Raw genomic sequence first — 21,607 nt, forward strand, 5'->3', positions numbered from 1 at the left:
TGTTAGAGCAACGTGGCGCGAATTTCAGTCAGTAGATGTTCGGCAGCGGCAAGACCGGAGAGCACAGCGCCTTCAACACACGGCGAGACAAATGCATCGCCAGCAAAAAGCAGCGGCGCAGGCTCAGTAAACACAAGGTACGGCTCAGGGACGAACGTGTCAGGAGCACTGTATCGCCATCGCTTCAGCTCGGCATGAATAACATTTGCACCAATCCACGCAGCAGATTGAGCAATAAGTTCTTGTGCAATGGCTTCATCATCGGCTTCCCAATACATCCGACTAAAGGTAGGACTAGCATGAATCGTTACGGCAGGCACTTTGGAGATGCCCTTCTGCTGATTGTCGCCAATCCAGAGTACAGGACTGTCGTAGAGCCATATGCCCCCGGGCGAAGGGATTTTACTTGCACCATCGAGCAAGGCTAAGACACCAAAGCAAGGAAGGTAAGTAACGGACTCCAGCAGTCGCTTTTCTTTGATAGGGATTGGAATACCAGAGCGCTTGACAAGCTCGAGCGACTGTGGCACAGGTGGCGTTAAGATGATGGTTTCGGCATGGTAGAGCATGCCGCGCTCCGTTGCAACCTGCCAGCGACCATGCTGCGCTGTAAGCTGCACGACCTTCTCATTGAGTTGAACATCAAGGTTGCGAGCAAGATATTTTGCAATTCCTGTCATGCCGCTGATGCCGTAATAGCGTGGTTCAGATTCATCTCCGCATGGACCAGTAGACATAAGAAAATTTCGGCTCCACTCAGCGACGATGCCTGCAGCAAGCCACTCTTCGACAAGCTCATGAAATTTTGGATCCCTGACAGTAAAATACTGCGCACCATGGTCAAATGTGCCGCTCTGAATACGGCGTGTGGCTAACCTGCCGCCAACACCACGACCTTTGTCGAGAACGATAACTTTCACGCCTGCACGCTTCAAGGCGTCTGCTGCAACAAGCCCGCAAATTCCTGCTCCAATGATGAGACAGGTTGTAATTGCTTTTATAATCATAAATATTCAAAGATTACTGAAAATTAAGTATAGTTAAGAAAAAAGTTTAGAAAAAGAAAAGTTTAAAAGTGCAACGCTGTGTGGCGCAATGCAGTACAGTCAAAATAATGCTTGTTTTTCAAAAACACATTACTTCAGTGCGACTTTGAACGTACGGACACAGTAGCAGGTAAAGAGAGTTTGCCTAAAATCGCGGATGTGGAAAGTGAGGCACTTTGCTCTGAGAGAAAGTCATTGCCAAGCACAGCAAAAAGCACCGCTTCTTTAGCTTTGGCTGGAATTGTGTTGCCATCCAGCTCGCTTTGCTTATGCACAGGAATTGGTGCAAGTGCAGTTTGCAAATAGCGCATCAACGTAGGGTTTTCAGCACCGCCACCAGCGACAAATGCTTCATCGATAGGGAACTTTGGCAGCACAAATTTTCGCAGTTGCATAGCAAGGCTCTCGGCTGTGAGAGCAGTCAGCGTAGCGATGATGTCGTAGGGGCTCAAATGCAAGGCTTTGCCCTGCTCAAGAAGCCGGGTGAAATAGTCTTGACTAAAAAGCTCTCGCCCTGTGGACTTGGGCGGCTTGCGTTGGTAGTAGGGCTCACGCAGCCATACTTTGAGCAACACTGGCGAAGGTGTGCCCTGTGCAGCAAATCGGCCATCTTTGTCAAACGGCTTCTGAAAAAAGTGTTGTGCAGCCATATCTATGAGCGCGTTGCCTGCACCGCAGTCGAAGTAGATGATGTCAGAACGCTGACCATTAGCTTTAAGCGCCGTCAGGTTACTGATACCACCGATGTTGATTAAGAGCCGTGAGAGATGCCGATGCCGAAAAAGTAGCCAATCCAAATATGGCGCAAGCGGTGCTCCTTCACCGCCCATTGCCACATCGGAGACGCGAAAGTCAGAGACGACAGGCACACCAATGCGATTTGCAATCACAGCGCTTTCACCGAGCTGAAATGTAGAGCGAACTTTATATTTGCCAATCCGAAAAGGCTCTGGCTGATGCCAAAAGGTTTGACCGTGTGAAGCAATAAAATCTAACTGCTTAACTTTGAACGAGGTCTTAAAAGCGACAATAGCGTCCGCAAACTTCTCCCCAATCAGAAAATTTAATGCAGAAAGTTCGGGTAAGCGTGCTAACTCTGGCGTAAAGTTGCGTAGAATGGCCTGGCGTAAAGCAGGTTCAAGAGGATAGGTTTGAAACGCCAGCAGTTTGACCTTGGTGCGCGCGCCATAGCCCATCAGATGCACATAGCCGACATCAATGCCATCGACTGATGTACCTGAAAGCACACCAATTGCAAAACGTTCTTTTTTGCAAAACAGCAAATTAAGATGACGCATAGAGAGTGCAGGTTACTCGAGCATGATAGTTTTTGACAAAATGCTGCAGGGCAAATGAGAAAACAACTAACGCATCACCAGCATTTTTGCATCATGAAAATTTTCATAACTTCGTGTTTTGTATGATTTAATTACAACTCAACGCAAGCGAGCAAACGTAAAAGGTTGCTATTTTGATTTTTGGCAATTTGCACAGTTTCTTTGCTTAAATCAACTCTCTAAACAATTTAGCTCAATGACCACAGCAGTCAGACCCGACGAAGTGTCGGCTATTCTTCGCAAACAGCTCTCTGGCTTCGAGGCTGAATCGGATATTTATGAAGTTGGTACGGTGTTACAAGTAGGCGATGGTATTGCGCGCATCTACGGGCTTGCAAAAGTGATGGCAGGCGAACTGATTGAATTCCCTAACGGCGTGATGGGAATGGTGCTAAACCTTGAAGAAGACAATGTCGGTGCTGTGCTTTTTGGCGATTCTGAGCTGATTCGCGAAGGGGACATGGTCAAGCGTACGGGCATTCTGGCGTCAATACCTGTTGGAGAAGCCATGCTCGGACGTGTGATCAATCCTCTGGGCACGCCCATTGATGGTAAAGGACCAATTGAAGCCAAAATCCGCTTGCCGCTTGAGCGCCGTGCGCCCGGTGTCATTTACCGTGAACCGGTCAAAGAGCCGCTGCAAACTGGCATTAAAGCGATTGACTCTATGATTCCGATTGGACGCGGTCAGCGTGAATTGATTATTGGCGATAGACAAACAGGGAAAACCGCTGTGGCGATTGACACCATTATCAACCAAGCCAACATCAACCGCAGCCTCCCGCCCGAACGCAAAGGTGAGACCATGTATTGCATTTATGTAGCGATCGGTCAAAAAGGCTCATCGGTCGCGCAAGTTGTCGGCACGCTGGAAAAGTACGGCGCAATGGAATACACGACGGTCATTTCTGCAACAGCCTCTGACCCTGCGCCGATGCAATTTATTGCGCCCTTTGCAGGTGCAGCACTCGGAGAATTTTTCAGGGATACAGGACGGCATGCTCTCGTGATTTATGATGATCTCTCAAAGCAAGCGGTGGCGTATCGTCAAGTCTCGTTGCTCTTGCGTCGCCCACCAGGACGAGAAGCCTATCCTGGAGATGTTTTTTACTTACACTCACGGCTTTTGGAGCGCGCCGCAAAAATTAACCGCAATGATGAGATTGCACGTGCAATGAACGATTTACCCGAACAAATTAAGCCCATGGTCAAAGGCGGCGGCTCGCTGACAGCATTGCCCGTGATTGAAACGCAAGCTGGTGATGTCTCAGCCTACATTCCGACCAATGTAATTTCTATTACAGATGGGCAGATTTATCTCGAGTCCAATCTCTTCAATGCCGGTGTGCGTCCTGCCATCAACGTTGGTATTTCGGTCTCACGCGTCGGTGGTAACGCACAAATCAAAGCGATGAAGAAAATTTCAGGTACGCTGCGTTTAGACCTTGCGCAGTACCGCTCCTTAGAAGCCTTCGCCAAATTTGGCTCCGACCTCGACAAAGCGACACAAGCACAACTGACGCGCGGGGCGCGCTTGGTCGAGATCTTAAAGCAAGGGCAGTATGCCCCAGTGCCTGTCGAAGAGCAAGTTGTCTCTATCTTCATCGGCACAAATGGTTTTCTTGATACGCTGCCGATTAATCAGGTGCGCAAGTTCGAAGCAGAATTCTTGCAAAGTCTGCGCGATAAAAATCCTGAAATTTTGAAGTCTATTGCAGAGAAAAAGGAAATGACGGACGAAGTAACTAAGCAACTCAAAGAGCTTGCAAAGAACTACTTGGAAGTCTTCAAGGCAAAAAACAAAACCAATTAAGTTAAGGGAAAAGTACAAGCGCAGCGCAGAATAAGGCAAAATGCGGCTGGCGCGTACGATCAACTGATATCCACAATGGCAACACTGAGAGAACTTCGCACACGCATCAAGGGCATCAAGAATACGCAGCAGGTAACCAAAGCCATGAAAATGGTGGCTGCAGCTAAGTTGCGCCGCTCACAAGATCGTGCAATTGCAGCGCGCCCTTACACCAATGCCTTGAAAAAATCTTGGTATCTGTTATTGAAAAAATTGATACCAGTGAATTTGCCTTGCTCACACCACGCAAAGACATTAAAAGGGTGCTTGCAATTGTGGTTGCTGCTGATAGGGGACTGTGTGGCGCATTCAATACAAATATTCTTAAACTGGCGCGCGAAACCTTCAATGGCGAATACAAAGATTGGACAGAAAAAAACAACTTGCTTGTGCTGCCTGTAGGGCGGCGCAGCGTAGATTACTTTGCCAAGCAAAGCTATCCGATGGTCGAGCGCTTTCCGGGCGTCTTTCAAAAGTTAGAGTTTGAGACCGCAAAAGCGATTGCAGACAAAGCCACTGAACTTTATGCCAAAGGTGAGGTTGATCGAGTCTTACTTATCTACAACGAATTTAAGACAGTACTTTCGCCGGCCTTGCGTAAAGAAATTTTCTTGCCGATTGAACCGCCGAAAGCGCAAAACAAAATTGCTGGTGATTATATCTTTGAGCCAGACCTGACGTCTATCATTGCGCAACTCTTGCCGTTGTATTTAGCCAATCAAATTTGGCGAATGCTGCTTGAATCCAATGCTGCAGAGCAAGCGGCACGTATGACTGCAATGGATGCTGCTTCCAATAACGCCAAAGAACTAATTCGGGTCTTAGGTATCACATACAATCGGGTGCGTCAAGCGGCGATTACCAAAGAAATTATTGAAATTGTCAGTGGCGCAGACGCCCTACAAAGCAAATAAAGCCATCAAAAGGCAACAAGAATAGGCTGTAAGTCGCTCACGAATCAAGTCGTTACTTTTGCGAAAAAAAACACGCTATCATATATTTACTAACGCTTTCGACATCCCATTATCTATGGACACGGTGTCGAGACTGCAAGCCAAGTGCATGCAGTTCCCGCGATGACTATCGTGTCCGTTCCAAGACCTGCATGCGCGTGAACCTCGCTTGGCTTCGCTACAGAAGCGATAAAGATTTTTTCGCGTTTAACTCAAGCAAACCAGCAAACTGCGTATATCAATGGCAAAATACCTTTTTACATCAGAGTCCGTCTCAGCTGGTCATCCCGACAAAGTGGCAGACCAGATTTCCGATGCGCTCTTGGATGCGTTTTTGGAACAAGACAGTCAGTCGCGTGTAGCCTGTGAGACCTTTGTTACCACAGGGCAGGTAATCGTGGGCGGCGAAGTAACTACGAAAGCGTATGTGGAAGTCCCCGATTTGGTGCGCAAGGTGATCGAGGAAATTGGCTATACAAAAGGTGAGTATATGTTTGAAGCTAAGTCCTGTGGGATTCTCTCTGCGATTCATGCCCAGTCACCAGATATCAATATGGGGGTGGATAGACACAAGTATGAAAAATATAAAGATCGGCTCGATAGTATTGGTGCAGGCGACCAAGGCATGATGTTTGGCTATGCCTGTAAGGAAACCCCTGAACTAATGCCGGCACCGATTATGTTTGCGCATCGCTTAGTTAAGCGTTTGGCAGATATTCGCAAAGAGGGCAAGGAGATGACTTACCTGCGCCCTGACGCAAAGAGCCAAGTAACGCTTGAGTATGATGGCAATAATGTGGTGCGTGTCGATACCATTGTGGTCTCTACGCAGCACGATCCTAAACCAAATGGAATGACAGACAAGCAATGGCAAGCCAAAATCAAAGAGGATGTCATTGCATGCGCTATCAACAAAGTCATTCCAAAAGAGTTGATAGATAAAAACACCAAGTTCTTCGTCAATCCCACAGGAAAATTTGAAATCGGTGGTCCGCATGGCGATACCGGTCTGACAGGCAGAAAGATTATCGTAGATACCTATGGCGGTGCTGCCCCACACGGTGGCGGCGCCTTTAGTGGCAAAGATCCAACAAAAGTAGACCGCAGTGCAGCTTATGCAGCGCGGCACATCGCCAAAAACATCGTAGCTGCAGGACTGGCAGAGAAGTGCACCATTCAAGTCTCCTACGCTATTGGTGTAGCACGACCTGTATCTATTTATGTCAATACGCACGGCACGGGTCTAAGTGACATCAGCGATGGGGAACTGCAAGAAAAAGTCGAAAAGATTTTCGACTTGCGTCCGCTAGCAATCATTGAGCGTTTTAGCCTGCATAAACCCAAAGGTTGGCGCTATCAAGACACAGCGGCTTACGGTCACTTTGGGCGTGAGATGTTCCCTTGGGAAAAATTAGACAAGGTGAAAGACTTGCAGCGTGCATTCAAATAATCTTCTGAAAACAAACCTGCTTTCCTTCAACAACTAAACTGAATTAGAAAGATGGCAACAGCAACTGAAACAAAACGATTGCCCTACAAGGTCAAGGATATATCACTTGCAGAATGGGGACGCAAAGAAATTCGTCTGGCAGAAGCCGAAATGCCCGGTTTGATGCAGTTGCGCAAAGAATACGGTCCAAAAAAACCGCTCAAAGGTGCGCGCATTGCGGGTTGTCTGCATATGACGATTCAAACTGCTGTGCTGATTGAGACACTCAAAGAACTGGGTGCCGAAGTGACATGGTCGAGTTGCAACATTTTTTCAACACAAGACCACGCAGCCGCAGCAATGGCAGCTGCAGGTATTCCAGTTTATGCCTGGAAAGGTATGACCGCCGAAGAATTTGACTGGTGTATTGAGCAAACGCTTTTCTTTCCCGATGGGCAACCGCTCAATATGATTTTGGATGATGGCGGCGATTTGACCAATATGGTTTTAGACAAGTATCCCGAGCTCGTCCCAAATATCAAAGGAATCTCCGAAGAGACTACGACAGGCGTGCATCGTCTCTATGAGAGGATGAAAAACGGTAAGCTCCCACTGCCAGCAATTAATGTCAATGATAGCGTTACAAAATCAAAGTTTGACAATAAATACGGCTGTCGTGAATCGCTGGTGGATGCTATTCGTCGTGGCACAGACTTGATGCTAGCAGGGAAAGTAGCGGTGGTAGCAGGCTATGGCGATGTTGGCAAAGGGTCGGCTGAATCGCTGAGCAGTGCAGGCGTGCGCGTGATTGTTACAGAAGTCGATCCTATCTGCGCGCTACAAGCCGCTATCGATGGTTACGAAGTCAAAAAGATGGAAAATGCTATTCCTCAAGCAGATATTGTCGTAACAGCAACAGGCAATCGCGATATTGTAACCGCCAAGCACTTCAAACTGATGAAAGACAAAACCGTCGTCTGCAACATCGGGCACTTCGATATTGAAATCGATATGGCTTGGCTAAACAAAAACTATGGACATACCAAGACACAAATCAAGCCACAGGTCGATCTTTACAATATCGATGGCAAAGATATTATTGTGCTTGCAGAAGGGCGCTTGGTGAACTTAGGCGTGGCAATGGGGCATCCATCGTTTGTGATGTCAATGTCTTTCACGAACCAAGTGCTTGCACAAATTGAGCTCTGGCAAAATTCAGATAAGTATGAGAACAAAGTCTATGTTCTGCCAAAGCATCTTGATGAAATGGTCGCAAGGCTACATCTTGAAAAGCTCGGCGTAGAGCTTGAAGAGCTAACACCAGAGCAAGCCGCCTATATCGGTGTCGATCCAAAAGGTCCATTCAAACCAGAGCACTATCGCTACTAAACTCACGCTTTTGCAAGCTATACGGAAGGCAGCACACATGGCTGCCTTTTTTATTGTGATTCATCTTTTTGGTGAGCACGCAACACACAAACAAAAAAGGGCGGTCAGCAGACCGCCCAAAACTCTAAGCATAAAATGTGCCTTAGAACCAAGGTCCGTGCTTATGCGTGAGCGAGTAATTGTAATAGACAAGAAATGACTCAAAGAGGAAGAAAGCTAATGTTAGGACTCCGAAGATAGTGTAAGCTGGGCTCTTTTCCTCACGCGAGGATTTCTTATCAAGGAATGGCACAAGCGCCCACACGACTACAGCAACGCCTAAGAAGATCGCAGCCACCCAGCCTGGCACTTGCTTGAGGAACTGGAATTGTGCCCAGAAATACCATTCAGGCTTAATTTCAGGGCTTGGCGCGGAGTTAACGGGATCGAGCTTGACACCGATTTCCCAAGGGAACATGACTGCAAGGAAGATGAGTACGGCAAAGCCAATCATCCAGCCGATAAAATCTTTCATCAAGAAATTCGGGAAGAAGGGTTCTTCACCTTTGAGAAGGCCGCGCTCTCGGTAGCCAATCGGCACGGAGTTACCGAGGGTTTGCATCAGAAGCAAGTGTGCTGAAAGCACCAACAGTGTGATGCCCGGAAGCAGTACCACATGGAAGCCAAACATGCGTGTGAGTGTCTCACCTGTAACTTGTGGCACAGGTTTACCATCAATCATCAAGATATCAGCGCCAAGAATTTTGGCGGTGGCTTCAATGATCGGTGGTCCAATAAGATCACCAATCAGGGGCATACTGCCAATTGAGCCAGGAATTGAAATGCCGATTTGGGTCGCAAAGAAGGCAAGTTCGTTCCAGGGGAGCAGATAGCCCGTGAAGCCCAATCCAAGTGTCAGTAAGCAAAGCACGAAGCCTGTGAGCCACATCAGTTCGCGTGGCTTACGGTAGGCTTTCATGAAATAGGCACTGAACATGTGAATAAACATCATCAGGGTCATGAGGTTAGCTGACCAGCTGTGCACCTGGCGAATAAGCCAGCCGAAGGCGACTTCCTTTTGAATATAGACAAAAGAGTCAAAGGCTTCTTTTTCTGTGGGTTTGTAGTAAAGCAGCAGCAGCAAGCCTGTGATGATTTGAATGACAAAAAAGAACAGTGTGAGACCGCCGAAGTAATACCAAATGGATTGGCGATGGATTGGCACGGTCTTTTTGCTGAGGTAATCAATTGCATAGGTCATTGAGCCAATGCGTATGTTAATCCAATCTTGAAGATTGAATTTTTCGGCGGTGCCGTTGCTCGCTGATGCCTCACCGGCTGACGCTGCAGCGCTCTTGGTTTGAACAAGATCTGCCATAATGCTAAAATACTCCTTTCAAAATAGGTTATGGGTTATGCTTTTTCTACAACAATGTTATCATCTTTGACTTTCACGACATACTTGGCGAGACCAGTTGGCTGAGGACCTGAGATTTTCTCGCCATCGACAGTGTATTTGGCGTTGTGGCAAGCGCACCACACCAATTGCTCATCTTTTTTCCACTGCACAATACACTGCAAATGTGTGCAGATAGCAGAAATGGCTCTGTATTCACCATTAACGTTTGTAAGAAGCAATTTCTGTCCATTGAAGAGCACGATTTTGCCAGAGTTCGGAGGAACCTCCGATGTTTTGGCAACAACGACAGACGTTTCCTCTTTCTTTTTCTTCTCGGGCGGAATAATGAAGCGTCCAATGACATAGAGAACGGGCAAGACGAAGGCAGCACCGAGTATGCCAACAATCGTGTTAAGAACGCTGCGCCGAACCGTCCCCATCGCCGCTTCGCCCTCTTGAACAGCCTTTTGTGCTTTCTCAACGGCTTCACGGCGTTCTTGATCGGTCTCAGAGATGACAGCGAGACGCTTTGATCGGTCGTACTCGCCTCTAACAATTTGCGCCATAATTTGGAGTCTCCTTAAAGTTGTTGTTAAATGTATAGGAGCGTGCTGAGTGCGGTGCTCCTATGCATGTTGATTGCTGAGCGCCAAAAATAATGAATGGTTCTACTTTTCCGCAATCGTCTGAGCAACAACAGGTCCAATTTTTTTCGTTCCGAAATCAACGAGTTGAGCAAAAAAATTATAGAGTGTGTACATCATGGAGCGTTTGCCTTCGCGCCAAAATTTTGCTCTTAATTAAGTGCCGCACGACACGCGAGTTAAGGCTTTGTGGATGCAAAGATTCTGAGATGCCTGTCATTTCCACTGAGGAGCCATCTTCACGCATAAGGCTAAACTTAGAATTGAAGCGCAAGTAAAATGGTCCAGCATCTAAAGCTTTGAGATGCTCAATGTGAAAGACGATACGGGAATTCATCAGTGAGAACCGCTTCCCGTAAGAGGGCGAAAAGAGATTTTTACCTTGCTCGTGCTCAAGGGTTTTGAGGTTATTGGCGATGTTGATAACACGATCGCCTTGTGTGAGCAAAAGAAAACTAAATGGTTCTTGTTGTGCGTGTTTGTAAGTGGTAATGTAATAAACAAGGTCAAGATCGTTAGAGTGTGCTCTGCCCCAGTACCAATGTTTGATGTCAGCATTCATTGGGGCGCGACCGTAGTTATGGTCATGGTAGCCTCTGCCATTGAAGCGAAGGGTGCGCCACTGATCGCCATCATGAATTTCAATTTCACCGCTCACATCATTTGAAGGTGATGCAAGTATCCAAGAATGAATGTGCATGCTGGAAGAATAGCGCGAGAGTTGTTTGCTGCCCTGAAGCGGTCGCACTTTGAAGTAGAGTTTTGCGCGCACTTTTTTGTGGCGTGAAGGCATCTCAAAATCAAGATGTAGCACGTAGGTCTGACACGATTGATCAAAGCGAAATTCGTTGCGCTCGAAACGAGCATAGGGTTCATTACGCGAGGCTGAAAACAACGGCGCATCACCTTCTTTGATGAAATTGATCACTTCTCGACCATGCTCATAGAAGTTGAAGCTAAATGCAACATGCTCGAGTGGATTAGCAGAGCAAGAATGACCAGAGCGCTGCGCTTTGAAATACTGCTGCAGGTAGTAGGGCGAGAATGGAAAGCCCGAATACCAGATTGCTACAAAAGAGCAATCTTGATTCTCATCAAGGGCGTCAAAATACCACCATTCGTAAGAGCCAGATTCAGTTAGGTCGTGCCAGACATCATGCTTCAGAGAAGATGAGATTTGCATAGCGTGTAGAGTACGATAAGTTTTCGCAAACTCACGTTTTTCTCTATGAGCTTGCGCAGTTTTTTGCTGCTAAATGATTTTTTTATGTGATTCGTTTCCAAGTTCAGTTTGTGCAACTATGACACGGTCTTTGGTGCAAAAATTGTGCGGATGATGTCTTCAATTGGAACTTCCTCAATGTTCAAATCTGTAACAGGAAGCGACGACAAAATTTCCGCGGAACTTTTGGAAATGGCTTGACGTGGCACACGCAATTTAGCAAAAAGCGGTGAGTAGGCTTCAAGTTGACCGAACCGTTCAAGGTGTGCGCGCTCAACCGGTGAAGAAAACTCAAGCGAGAGCAGTTTCTCAGATGAAAACTGCTCAATAATTGCTGCTAACTCTCCATCAAAAAAATTTTACCTGAATCAATAATGAGAACACGCTTGCAGAGTGTCTCAATATCTTGCATGTAATGACTGGTGAGCAAAATGGTCGTTTGAGCTTCTTCGTTATAGCGTTGGATAAACTCTCGGATGGATTTTTGTGCTACCACATCTAAGCCAATCGTTGGCTCATCCAAAAAAAGGACTTTTGGGGAGTGCAAGAGTGCACCAATAAGTTCCATTTTCATGCGCTCGCCCAGCGACAAGCGCCGCAGTTGAACATGAAGTTTATCTTCCACATCGAGCAACTTAGTAAGTCGCTGCAATTGCATGGTATAGTCTCTATCGGGGATTTCATAAATTTCTTTGAGTAAAAGAAAAGAATCTTCAGCAGGCAAATCCCACAAAAGTTGATTTTTCTGTCCAAGTACAATTGAGAACTGACGACGAAACGCATTCTTCCGCTCCCAAGGCGTATAGCCTAAGACGCTCACTGTGCCCGAAGTAGGATAAAGTAAGCCTGCAAGAATTTTCAGGGTTGTGGTTTTGCCAGCACCATTTGCACCCAAGAATCCGACCAGTTCGCCTTGTTTGATTTCAAAGGAGACATCATCTACAGCAACGTGCGTTACATACTGACGCTTGAAGAGACTTTTGAGGGCGCCAGCTAAGCCTGGTTCTTTCTTGAGCGAGCGGTATTGCTTTCGCAGATGCTTTACGTAGATAGCAATGTTCATTTGAAGTGCACAACAACGGAAATTGGCAAGCGATTGCTGTAGCCACCGATGTAGCGCTCATTGAAGAAAGTGCTGAACAACTGACCTGTGGGGTCGCTACGGCGCGAAGCTTGAAAGAGATAAGGTGCAGAGAACGCTTGCAGCGCATTAGTAAAGACATAGAAATCTTTTTGATCGAGCATGAATGCAGAAACCAGTACTTGGTCAAATGCATACCACTTAGCACGTAGGCGTGCCGTGCCGCTATTGGGTGAAAGGAGAGAGAGATTGAGCAGAAAGTCTGATGCAGCAGAGCGCACAAAAGATGAGTCGCCACTGGCGCGAATGGCGTCGCTGAATACGGGGTCGTTCGGTGTGATGTTGAAATCACCTACGACAACAATGTTGGGTTCTTTTTCGCTCTCTTGCAAACTGGCGATAATACTGCGCACAAGACGCGCTGCCTGCTCTCGAGCAGCCTTCACTGAAGAATTAAAGAGCTTTGGCTCTTCCCAATGATTGAAGATGAGGTTGAGCAACTTACCACGATAATCGAGCTTAACGAGAATAATATCGCGCGTCGCTACAGCAACTGTATCAAGCATTGTTGCATAATTTCCTGCAAAGTTCAGGCTAAACTTGCGTCGGTTAAATACCACGCCGATATCTCTGCCTTTGGCATCAGGGGATTCAAAATACACGATTTGGAAGTCGTTGGTCTTGAGGTATTTCTGAAACAGCGTATCCAGCAGCCATTGATGCTCGACATTGCAGAAGCCCATCACATCGGGCAATGTAAAGCCACGCGATTGAGCAAGGTCGCGAATCGTTTGAGCCAGCCGCTGAAATTTCAGCTGCAGTTTCTCTTCAGTCCATTGATATTTGCCGCTCGGCGTGAAATCAGCATCGGTAGTGGAGTCCTGCCGGGTATCATAGAGGGCTTCAACATTCCACCACGCCACAAGAAACGATGATTGCTGTTGAGCAAAAAGCGAAGTAGAAAACGCAAAAAAGAGCAAAACAAAAAGTATACGCATCTATAGCGTTTAGAATTAGGCAAAACTTTCACAAAAAGCTATGCACAAAATTAGTGCAAAACTCAGTCGCTAAGAAATTTGCAGACAATCTCAACGAACTCGCGTGGTTTTTCAACCATGGGCACATGTCCACAATTTGGAATCATGTGCACTGTACTGCTGGGCAATTCGCGTTTTGCAATCTCGGCATACTTTGCAGGAATAAATCGGTCATTTTCGCCCCAGAGAATCAAAATTGGCAAGCGTAGTTCTTTAAGACGATTGCGAATGCCGGTGCGACGCAGATCAAGATGGCGGTAGTCACGATTAAGCGCCATCATGGCTTCAAAATTTTCACGGCTTTTAACCATTTCGACATTGCGCCGAAAATGCTCATCCGTAATCAGTGAAGGATCGTGATAGACGCTGCGCATGGTTTGACGCACAAATGCAGGTGAAGAGACGAGACGCCGAACAAGATGACGCACACCCCAGAGACTTGCTGCACGCACAAACGAGGGCACGTACAAAAACCCGTCGGTGTTACTAACCACCAACTTCGTGAGTGTGTTAGGGTAGAGCACCGAGAGTGCAAGCAGGTATTTGCCGCCCATAGAATGCCCGATGGCATAAAGGTTTTTACCTGAACAGGCGTTGGTCTTCTGCAAAAACTCCAACATCAATTTTGCATAAAACGAGAGAGAATAGCGCACTTCAACGGGTTTGTCGGATTTACCAAAACCTAAAAGGTCTAAGGCTAAGACACGATAACGCTGGGCAAAGGCAGGAATAACTTTTTCAAAAATTTCAAGTGAAGAGGAAAATCCATGGGCAAGAAATAGCGCATCGCCTGTACCTGCTTCCACGTAGCGATGCTTGTAGCCAGAGAGCGTGATGAATTTCGTTTCAATATTCAACATAATACTACACAGTTGACACAAGTGTAAGCAATATACAACTATGTACGCGATGCTTGAAGGCGTAACTTCTCTACGCTCGTTGGACGCAGTGCCAAGACGCACCAGAGCATAAAGCCAGCCTCAATAAGAAAAATCATAGCGTAGCCAATCGCTGTGCTTGAAAAGACGGCGCTGCGTACCAACACATGATGCAAAATGCCGGAGACCAGAAACGATAAGCCCAATCCAAGTGCTTGTGCAATGCTCCACAGCCCGAGATACTTGCCCGTCTCGCCTTCGACGGTCATGTCAGACATCATGGTAACAGCGCAGAAGGTAAAGACGCCGACACATAGCCCATTGAGCGCCATGGCGGCATAAAGCAGCGGCAAAGTTTCCTTGACAATTGCAAGTGAGATGAAAAGAAAGGAGAGTGTAGCGCCAAATCCGCTGTAAGCTGCTAGCGTTTTGCGTTTTTCGAGCGGTAGGGCAGGCGTCTTGAGCCGAGGCTCACCCATGAGTTTTGCACCGAACGCTGCCGTGAGTCCCATGCCAATCGTAACGGTGCCATTAAAAATTTGCTGGAAGATGGTCGACTCGCCTACGCTCATCGCAAAGACTTCACCACCGAGAATTTCTTGCAACAAATCTTGCGAGAAAATGCCCATAAAGCAAAGTGCAACAAAGAGAAAAAACTTTTGCGCAGCCAGATTGCCTGACAGCAAGCGCAGTGATTCGCCGATAGGATTATGGTCTATGGCTTTCTCTGCATCGAGTTTGAGAAGTTCAGCAAGCTCTGTTTTGCTACGGCGTTTTTCTAAGCCTAGCACACTGAGCAGACCGAGTGCCATAACCACAAAAGGTGTCAGCGAGTAGAGAAATTGCATGGACTCATAGCTAAACTCGGGCATAAGCCAGCGGAAGATGCCTGCCCACACGACAATGATGAGTGTTTGCCCTGTCCATGCAGCAGCAAAGACACTGCTGCGTTGCTGCGCTTCGGTGCACTCTGCAATCAAATCTAAGTAAGTATTTGCCATCAAGGCAATTGCAGCACCAAAAATGAAAAAGAGCACAAAGCCTGTTGCCATTGCCCACAGTGCACCTTCGGACATGGCTTGCAGAACGCTAGGCATAGGCGGAAAGATCAGTGCCCCCATAAGCAAGCCAAGCAGCAAATAGGGACTGCGTCGATAGCCGAAAATCGGATAACGACTGGTGAGCCGACCAAACAGCGGTTGCATGGGTCCGAAAAGTGGATAGAGACCAATCATCGTGGCGATGATGATTGCTGAAAGACCAACTTCTAAAATAGCCACACGATTAAAATTGACTGTAACGAGTGCAAACATCCAAGCTATGGCAAACTTGGAGAGCATGAATTGAAGTGTTACGCGCATTGTTGTTCAAGATTAGACTGATGCGTGATAATCTGCGCTGAATATCGACACAACAGCGCCTGATCGGAGGGCACGACTTGGATATTAAAATCGGTCGGGTCTTTGAAGAGTGTCTGGAACAAGGTTTGCAGTGCTCCACCGAAAAAAAGTGCGACTTCATAGTGTGCAGATTCTCTGACTAAAATTGTGGCTTCAATGCCAGAATGAACTTGGTAGGAGAATTCGCCGCTGCCTGCAAAGGTCCAAGCGTGTTTGGCAATAGACCAGAGCAAGAGTTTGGCTGCCCAGCGTGTCGGCAAGCGTTTAAGCAGAAGCTGGAAGGCCTTCGGAATGCGTGCTTGCAGAAGGTAGTGCGCTGTGCCTTCACCAGCGTTGAGCAAAATGGTGTTGCGTGCATCTTCATCAAAGTGTTCGCAGACGCTGTGCACTAAGCGATGAAACTCGCGTTCATCGACCATCTCGTGAGGGCGTTCGGCAATGTACTTCTCCAAACCCGCAGTAAGCAGGGCTTGTTGTGCAGCGTTTTCGCCGAACTGCGACGCAATCGCATTGAAAGTTTGAATGATACCGTTCGGTCCCATCTTTGCTACAGGTGCACCAGATGGCACTTTGCCCATGAACGACGCTGCTGCGGTGATGCGCGCCGTTGTGTTCTTTTCGCTATACATAGCTTACAAGCTTTTGTTTAGTTTGCATCTGCCGCAAGTACAATAGATTCTGTCAGGCTTTCGCGTGGCTTATTTGCCAGATTTTCTGAGACGTGGCGCAAGAGCAAGAGCGAGACGCCTAAAAGTAGTGCTTGGGTAAAAAACACACTCACATAGCCCAGAAGCGGACTGCCAAGCAAGTAGGTGAGTGTATCGCGCCAGACCCCACTGAGGAAATTTCCTAATGCACGCGACAGGGCATCTGCAATGCCCCACGCTCCCATGTAGAGTCCAACTTGCCCTTCTGGCGTCATGCTCAGCATCAAAGCAAGATTCGTAGAGGTGGCAATGCCTGTGCCAAAGCCCAGCATGGCAAGTCCGACAAGAAAGGAAGTTTTCAACGAAAGCAAGCCACTCATTGCAATCGTGAGCAATCCGCCAGCAGCAAGCAGTAGTCCTAATCGTGCGCCTTGTTTGCGAGAAAAAATCCGATTGAGCACAAAGCCATAGAGCAGCATCGCCGAGAGAGTTGCAGTGCCCCAGATAGCAGTAAGCTGTGTTGTTTCTTTGACACTCATCTCAAAGGCTTTTGCCGCAAAAGGCTCAAGCAGAACATCTTGCCCAAGAATAGACGCCAGCATCAGCACAAGGTAGATGAAAAAGATTCTGACCTCTGCCTTTTTGGCGAGCTCTGAAAAAATCACACTTGGCAAGAGCCGTTCTGGCGCGGCAGTCCGCTGCAGCGTTACTTTGGGTTCTATGCCCCACAGTCCAAGCGCGACACATGAGAGCGAGACAAGTCCGACAACTTGAAAGACACGGATGAGTGCGGCATCTGAATACGGTGAGAGTGCGCGCCCAATCAAAATTGCAGAGGCAATTGAGCCCAGAATCATCATCACCCACATGACCGAGACGACACGCGGTCTTTCTGTGGCTGTAGAGAGTTCACTTGCAAGCGACAGATAAGAGACTACGGCGAGATTGTAGCCGATACCCCAGAGTCCAAAGCCAGCAAGAGCGAGCGGGATAGCAAAGACAAGTTTTTCTGCTATTGCGAGCGCAGCAAGGGGTGTAAGTTGCAAGCCAATTGCGCACAAGAGTGCACCCGTGAGGATGTAGGGCGTGCGTCGTCGCCCTGCAATCGGATGTGTATCGGCGTAGCGACCGATGAAGACTTGCAGTGGCGAAAAAAGATAGGGCATGACCATAAGCAAGGCGACGACACTTGCCAAAATTTCAAACTCGTGAATCATCACACGGTTTAAGACCCCTGTAATCGGCACAAAGGTGAGCGTTACAGACAAATGCACTAGCCCAAGCCGGAAGTTTTGAAAGAGGCTCATTGTTCGAAAGTGTTTAGTTAGGTTTATAGCCATCCACCAATGGTGTCGAAAATTTCTCGATCGCCCAGGGGTTTCGGCACGCGTGGCTCCAATTCACCGTTGAGGATTTTTCGGGCTAAGCGTTGATACGGCTCAATACATTGCGCTTTACCTTCGCCTTCCATCTGAAAAAGCGTCTTACCAGCAAGGCGACTGCGCCGAATCAGGTCGTGATAAGGCACTTTGGCAGCAAGAGTGGTGCCAACGCACGCAGCGAATTTTTCTAAGAGTGCAGTGCCGCCGCCATATTCTTCATCCACCTTGTTGGCGATGATGCCTGCCAGTTTTACTTTGCACTTTGTGCTTTTTTTCTTCGACAGCAATGCAAAGTCGATTGGCAGCAAAAATGCTATCAAAGTCGTTGGTGGCGACAATGAAAGCAATATCTGCATAATTGAGCGGGGCACTAAATCCGCCGCAGACCACGTCGCCCAAAACATCAAAGAGAATGATATCGTAGCGCGAGTAGACGCCAAATTCTTTGAGCAATTTGACCGTCTCACCAACAACATAGCCACCGCAACCGCTGCCAGCGGGCGGTCCACCTGATTCGACTGTATCGACGCCAGCAAAGCCTTTTTTGATGATGTCTTCATACTCGATTTCTTCATGATGAAAATTGACGACGCTAAGCGTATCGATCACCGTGTTTTGCAGCATGCCGGTGAGCGGGAAGGTGCTGTCGTGTTTGGGGTCGCAGCCAATTTGCAAAACCGATGCGCCTTCTTGCGCAAGTGCTGCCGATAGATTAGCACTGACCGTGCTTTTGCCGATACCGCCTTTGCCGTAGACGGCTAAAACAAGTCCCATAGTTGTTCTCCTTTCTTTGTAATGTGTTAAAGTGTTCAGTCTCATGCACCAACATGCTCTTTGGCTTGGCGCGCCACATCTGGCGTGATGAGCCAAAGTGAGTGCTCTTTTGCATATTTTTCGATGTTGCGTTTGGCTTTTTCACGCACGAAAAAGGGAATGCTTTTGAGCATTTTCAGCGCCTCGTCCGTCCATTGAATATCCTGCGGTGTTGCTGACTCTGCTGCAGGGGCGTGCGATTTTGCAGCCGCCTGATGTGCTTGAGTAGGTGAGCTGTCGTGGTGTCCAGACTCATTGGATTGTGAAGCCGTTGTAGCAGTTTGCCCATTTGACTTGCTGGACAAGCCCGATTTTTCAGCTTCTTCGTAATCCAGACCAGCACTACCGAAGTAATCAATCAAGTGCTTTTCCAAGCCAAGTTTGGCAGTGGTATAGATGCGGTCTGCAATGACATCTGCGCCATCAAAGCCGATGAAGGGATAATAGCCCAGAAGATGATTTTCAATGTGAGTGGGCGGTGCAATCACCATACACGGAATATCGAATTTGCGGCAGCTATGGCGTTCCATTTGCGTGCCGCACACAATATCAGGGCGTTCGGCTTCAATGCGTTTAGCGACATCTTGAAAGGCTTCGGTGACCAGTAAGTCATCAGACAAATAGCCTTGCAATTCTTTGCGTACCCAGTCGGCATGCTTAGTCAGGTATGTGCCAGCGCCTGCGATTTGTGCGCCCATTTCATTGCGCAGAAATTTGACAATTGCTACAGTGCGTGTGGCATCGCCAAACACAAAGGCTCGCTTCTGCGAGAAACTGTGCATATCAGCTGTTTGACTAAACCATGGTAGAGAACTTGGTGCGCTCAAGCCATCGAGTGAAAAGGCTTGCAGCGGTGGCATGTGCAGGGGCTTGGCATTTTGCTTTGCGCCAACCTCATTGATCATCTGCAAGAGTTTTTCTAACCATGCTAATGTAGGCTCGACGCCAATTGGCGTCTCAAGCAGAGCAGGTGTGCCAAATTCATCTTCCAAAAATTTCGCTGCGGCTTGTCCTGTTTCGCGATACGGTGCAATGTTTAGCCATGCGGCAGGCAAGCGACGCAGATCGTCGAGGCTTGCGCCGAGTGGTGCAATCACATTGAGTTGGATACCGAGCACATTAAGCATTCGGCGCATAGCAATAACATCGGAACGCACATGAAACCCGAGTGAAATCGGTCCAAGAAAATTCACGCTGGGCTGCGCAGTGAGCGGCTGCGCTTGTGCAAAGCGGCGCACCAGTAGAGTAAAAAGCCTATCACTGGATTCTGTCTCAGTCATTCGGTAGGGATTGGCATCGTAGAGCAAGACAGGGGTGTGCACATCAGCTGTATCAATAACCTGCTGCAAATTCTCTTGCAAGAGAATCGTGCTGCAACTGGCACAAACCACAATGAGCTCGGGTTTGAAGCGAGCTTCGACTTGCTTAAGTGTCAAGGGTAAGCGATTGGTGCCTTGCGCTAAGTCGCGTCCAGTAACGAGGCTCGTTGTAGCATGTGGAAAATCAGGTGTGCGCTCGAGCATGGTGTGAATGGGCAGTGTGTAGTCATCGCCCAAGGGAGCATGGAAGACTGCATGCACTTTTTTGAGGCTATTTGCAAGTCGTCCAACGCCGTGATGTGCAGTGCCTTCATACATCCAGTAAGTCAGTCGCATCGTTATTCTCCTTTTAAGGTTAGCTTGCGCAAGGCGTTGTGTTCATGTCTGGCTTGCGCAGTGTTAAAAAAATAGCAGCTTTATTTTGCGTGCTGCTCTCAGCAATAGCTTTTAGGTTGAACTTGGCATGGCATTCAGTGTCCAGAGCGCAGAATCAAACTTGGGTAGGTGCGCTTTGCGTAGCAATGGGCGCGTAAGCAATTCTGCCAGCGAGACTGTGCCACTCCAGCCATGCAATGGCATCAGCACAAACTCCATGCTCCACTTGACCGTGATACCTTTGCCAATAAGCGGATTAGCCGTCATCAGTGAGGTGATGACAAGATCGGGCGGCTGGACTTGCATATCACTGACTTGGCGATGGAAATTCGGCTGTTCAACGATGCGTACGGCACTGAGTTGCTCAAGCTCTTTTGCGTGAAATTTTTTGTTGATATAGACGCTGCTGACTTCGGCAATGTTGGCGCCAGCATTCTTCAGAAAGCGTGCCAGTGGCAGTTCAAGCAGTGAATCTGCGGTGATAAAGACACGCCGTCCTTTGAGTAACTCTGTATGCGTCTTGATGCGCTCCCAAGCGGCGGCTTCGCGCTCACGCAGGTCGAGAGTAATGCCAAATTCTTTTGCAAGGTCTTCCCAAAATTGGCGTGTGCCATCAGGTCCGAACGGGAAAAGCGATGAGAGCACTTTTGCCCCGCGCTCACGGCTAAGGCGCGTAGCAACTTTGGCAAGGTAAGGTTGCAAAGGTGCAACAACTGTTCCTGCGCCAATAGGCGGAAGTTCATGCAAGTAATTAGCGGGCAAAAACCCTGCGACAGGAATACCTAACGCTTCTGCTTCGCGCCGAAAGTCCTCTGCCGTGGCATCGTTGATAGACCCTAAGAATACCACGCGTTTATCATGTGGTGCTGCAACAGGACACAGCGGCAGGAGTGCCTGCAAAACAGAATCCTCCGATTGACTGAAGGCAAACTCCAATCCACTTGCGGGTGCGAAGAGTACGGGAAGTTCTGGGGTGCTGAGTGAGCGAGCCAACTGCTCGAAATCAACTTTCATGACCTCGGGCGTACAGGACGAGAAAAGAAAAATCACAGACGGGTGATGATCGGCTTTAATTTCTTCGAGAATCGGTTTGAGATTGACATAATCCTTGGAGAGATCGGCTTCTTCGAGCATAGCCACAGCAAAGCGGGGTTTTGCGAAAATCATCACACCAAGCGCATACTGCAAAAAGTGTGCGCAAGTGTGCGTGCCTAAGATGAGAAAAAAACTGTTGCGAATTTTTTGGTAGAGCCAGCCTACGCTTGCCAGACCACAAAAGCTGTGAATGGCATTATCTTCCCGAATGATAGAATTACCCTGTTGCATAGCACGCACTGAATTTTGAGTGGATTAAAACAAACCTCGCTTTCTGAACACTTCTGGAAAGCGAGGTTTTACTTCAGCAAGGCAAAAGAACAACCAGAG

At 47.9% G+C, this 21,607-nt stretch carries 15 protein-coding genes and 3 pseudogenes; 4 read left to right on the forward strand and 14 right to left on the reverse strand.

The annotated features are described in order from the left end of the window. Positions 1-2: 2 nt before the first annotated feature. Both CMR00_00975 and CMR00_00980 read right to left on the reverse strand, forming a co-directional pair. Entirely contained in the window at positions 3-1,007 is a 1,005-nt protein-coding gene (locus tag CMR00_00975) for an NAD/FAD-dependent oxidoreductase (GenBank protein PIO49278.1), read from the reverse strand. 134 nt (positions 1,008-1,141) lie between these two features. Continuing rightward, entirely contained in the window at positions 1,142-2,344 is a 1,203-nt protein-coding gene (locus CMR00_00980; protein ID PIO49279.1) for an anhydro-N-acetylmuramic acid kinase, read from the reverse strand. 235 nt (positions 2,345-2,579) lie between these two features. Here CMR00_00980 and CMR00_00985 point away from each other — a divergent pair, with 235 nt between their 5' ends. From CMR00_00985 to CMR00_01000, 4 genes and pseudogenes are all read left to right on the forward strand, one after another. Next, on the forward strand, positions 2,580-4,196 hold the full coding sequence (locus tag CMR00_00985) for a F0F1 ATP synthase subunit alpha (GenBank protein ID PIO49310.1): 1,617 nt from the start codon (positions 2,580-2,582) through the stop codon (positions 4,194-4,196). A gap of 75 nt (positions 4,197-4,271) precedes the next feature. Then, a pseudogene (gene atpG, locus CMR00_00990) lies at positions 4,272-5,149 on the forward strand (ATP synthase F1 subunit gamma). Positions 5,150-5,423: 274 nt separating this feature from the next. After that, the gene (locus CMR00_00995) at positions 5,424-6,638 is read left to right on the forward strand and encodes a methionine adenosyltransferase (protein PIO49280.1); all 1,215 of its coding nucleotides are present in this window, start codon (positions 5,424-5,426) and stop codon (positions 6,636-6,638) included. A 51-nt stretch (positions 6,639-6,689) separates the two neighbouring features. Beyond that, a complete protein-coding gene (locus tag CMR00_01000) occupies positions 6,690-8,006 on the forward strand; it encodes an adenosylhomocysteinase (GenBank protein PIO49281.1) in 1,317 nt (438 codons plus the stop codon). 142 nt (positions 8,007-8,148) lie between these two features. Here the strand turns inward: CMR00_01000 and CMR00_01005 are convergent, their stop codons facing one another. The 12 genes and pseudogenes from CMR00_01005 to bchN form a co-directional block, all read right to left on the reverse strand. Further along, positions 8,149-9,363, reverse strand: a complete 1,215-nt coding sequence (locus CMR00_01005) for a cytochrome B (protein PIO49282.1) — start codon at positions 9,361-9,363, stop codon at positions 8,149-8,151. 35 nt (positions 9,364-9,398) lie between these two features. Then, the gene (locus CMR00_01010; protein PIO49283.1) at positions 9,399-9,950 is read right to left on the reverse strand and encodes a cytochrome B6; all 552 of its coding nucleotides are present in this window, start codon (positions 9,948-9,950) and stop codon (positions 9,399-9,401) included. Between the two features lie 178 nt (positions 9,951-10,128). Next, positions 10,129-11,211 carry a carotenoid 1,2-hydratase gene (locus tag CMR00_01015; GenBank protein PIO49284.1) on the reverse strand — a complete coding sequence of 361 codons (1,083 nt, stop codon included), beginning with the start codon at positions 11,209-11,211 and terminating at the stop codon, positions 10,129-10,131. Between the two features lie 116 nt (positions 11,212-11,327). Next, positions 11,328-12,313 (reverse strand): annotated as a pseudogene (locus CMR00_01020) (hypothetical protein). Further along, a complete protein-coding gene (locus CMR00_01025) occupies positions 12,310-13,329 on the reverse strand; it encodes a hypothetical protein (GenBank protein PIO49285.1) in 1,020 nt (339 codons plus the stop codon). The pseudogene CMR00_01020 and the gene CMR00_01025 overlap by 4 nt, the downstream one beginning before the upstream one ends. 62 nt (positions 13,330-13,391) lie before the next feature. Further along, on the reverse strand, positions 13,392-14,228 hold the full coding sequence (locus tag CMR00_01030; protein ID PIO49286.1) for an alpha/beta hydrolase: 837 nt from the start codon (positions 14,226-14,228) through the stop codon (positions 13,392-13,394). Positions 14,229-14,266: 38 nt separating this feature from the next. Next, positions 14,267-15,607 carry a hypothetical protein gene (locus CMR00_01035; protein PIO49287.1) on the reverse strand — a complete coding sequence of 447 codons (1,341 nt, stop codon included), beginning with the start codon at positions 15,605-15,607 and terminating at the stop codon, positions 14,267-14,269. Further along, the gene (gene bchJ, locus CMR00_01040; protein PIO49288.1) at positions 15,598-16,275 is read right to left on the reverse strand and encodes a bacteriochlorophyll 4-vinyl reductase; all 678 of its coding nucleotides are present in this window, start codon (positions 16,273-16,275) and stop codon (positions 15,598-15,600) included. Before bchJ ends, CMR00_01035 begins: the two co-directional genes overlap by 10 nt. Before the next feature lie 17 nt (positions 16,276-16,292). Beyond that, positions 16,293-17,600: an MFS transporter gene (locus CMR00_01045; protein ID PIO49289.1), complete on the reverse strand. Its 1,308-nt coding sequence runs from the start codon at positions 17,598-17,600 to the stop codon at positions 16,293-16,295. 23 nt (positions 17,601-17,623) lie between these two features. Next, positions 17,624-18,449 (reverse strand): annotated as a pseudogene (locus CMR00_01050) (ferredoxin:protochlorophyllide reductase (ATP-dependent) iron-sulfur ATP-binding protein). A 41-nt stretch (positions 18,450-18,490) separates the two neighbouring features. Continuing rightward, positions 18,491-20,143, reverse strand: coding sequence for a ferredoxin:protochlorophyllide reductase (ATP-dependent) subunit B (locus CMR00_01055; GenBank protein PIO49290.1), 1,653 nt, complete (start codon positions 20,141-20,143; stop codon positions 18,491-18,493). A 111-nt stretch (positions 20,144-20,254) separates the two neighbouring features. Next, on the reverse strand, positions 20,255-21,508 hold the full coding sequence (bchN, locus tag CMR00_01060; protein ID PIO49291.1) for a ferredoxin:protochlorophyllide reductase (ATP-dependent) subunit N: 1,254 nt from the start codon (positions 21,506-21,508) through the stop codon (positions 20,255-20,257). Positions 21,509-21,607: the final 99 nt, after the last annotated feature.

Source organism: [Chlorobium] sp. 445 (assembly GCA_002763895.1).
GTDB lineage: Bacteria > Bacteroidota > Chlorobiia > Chlorobiales > Thermochlorobacteraceae > Thermochlorobacter.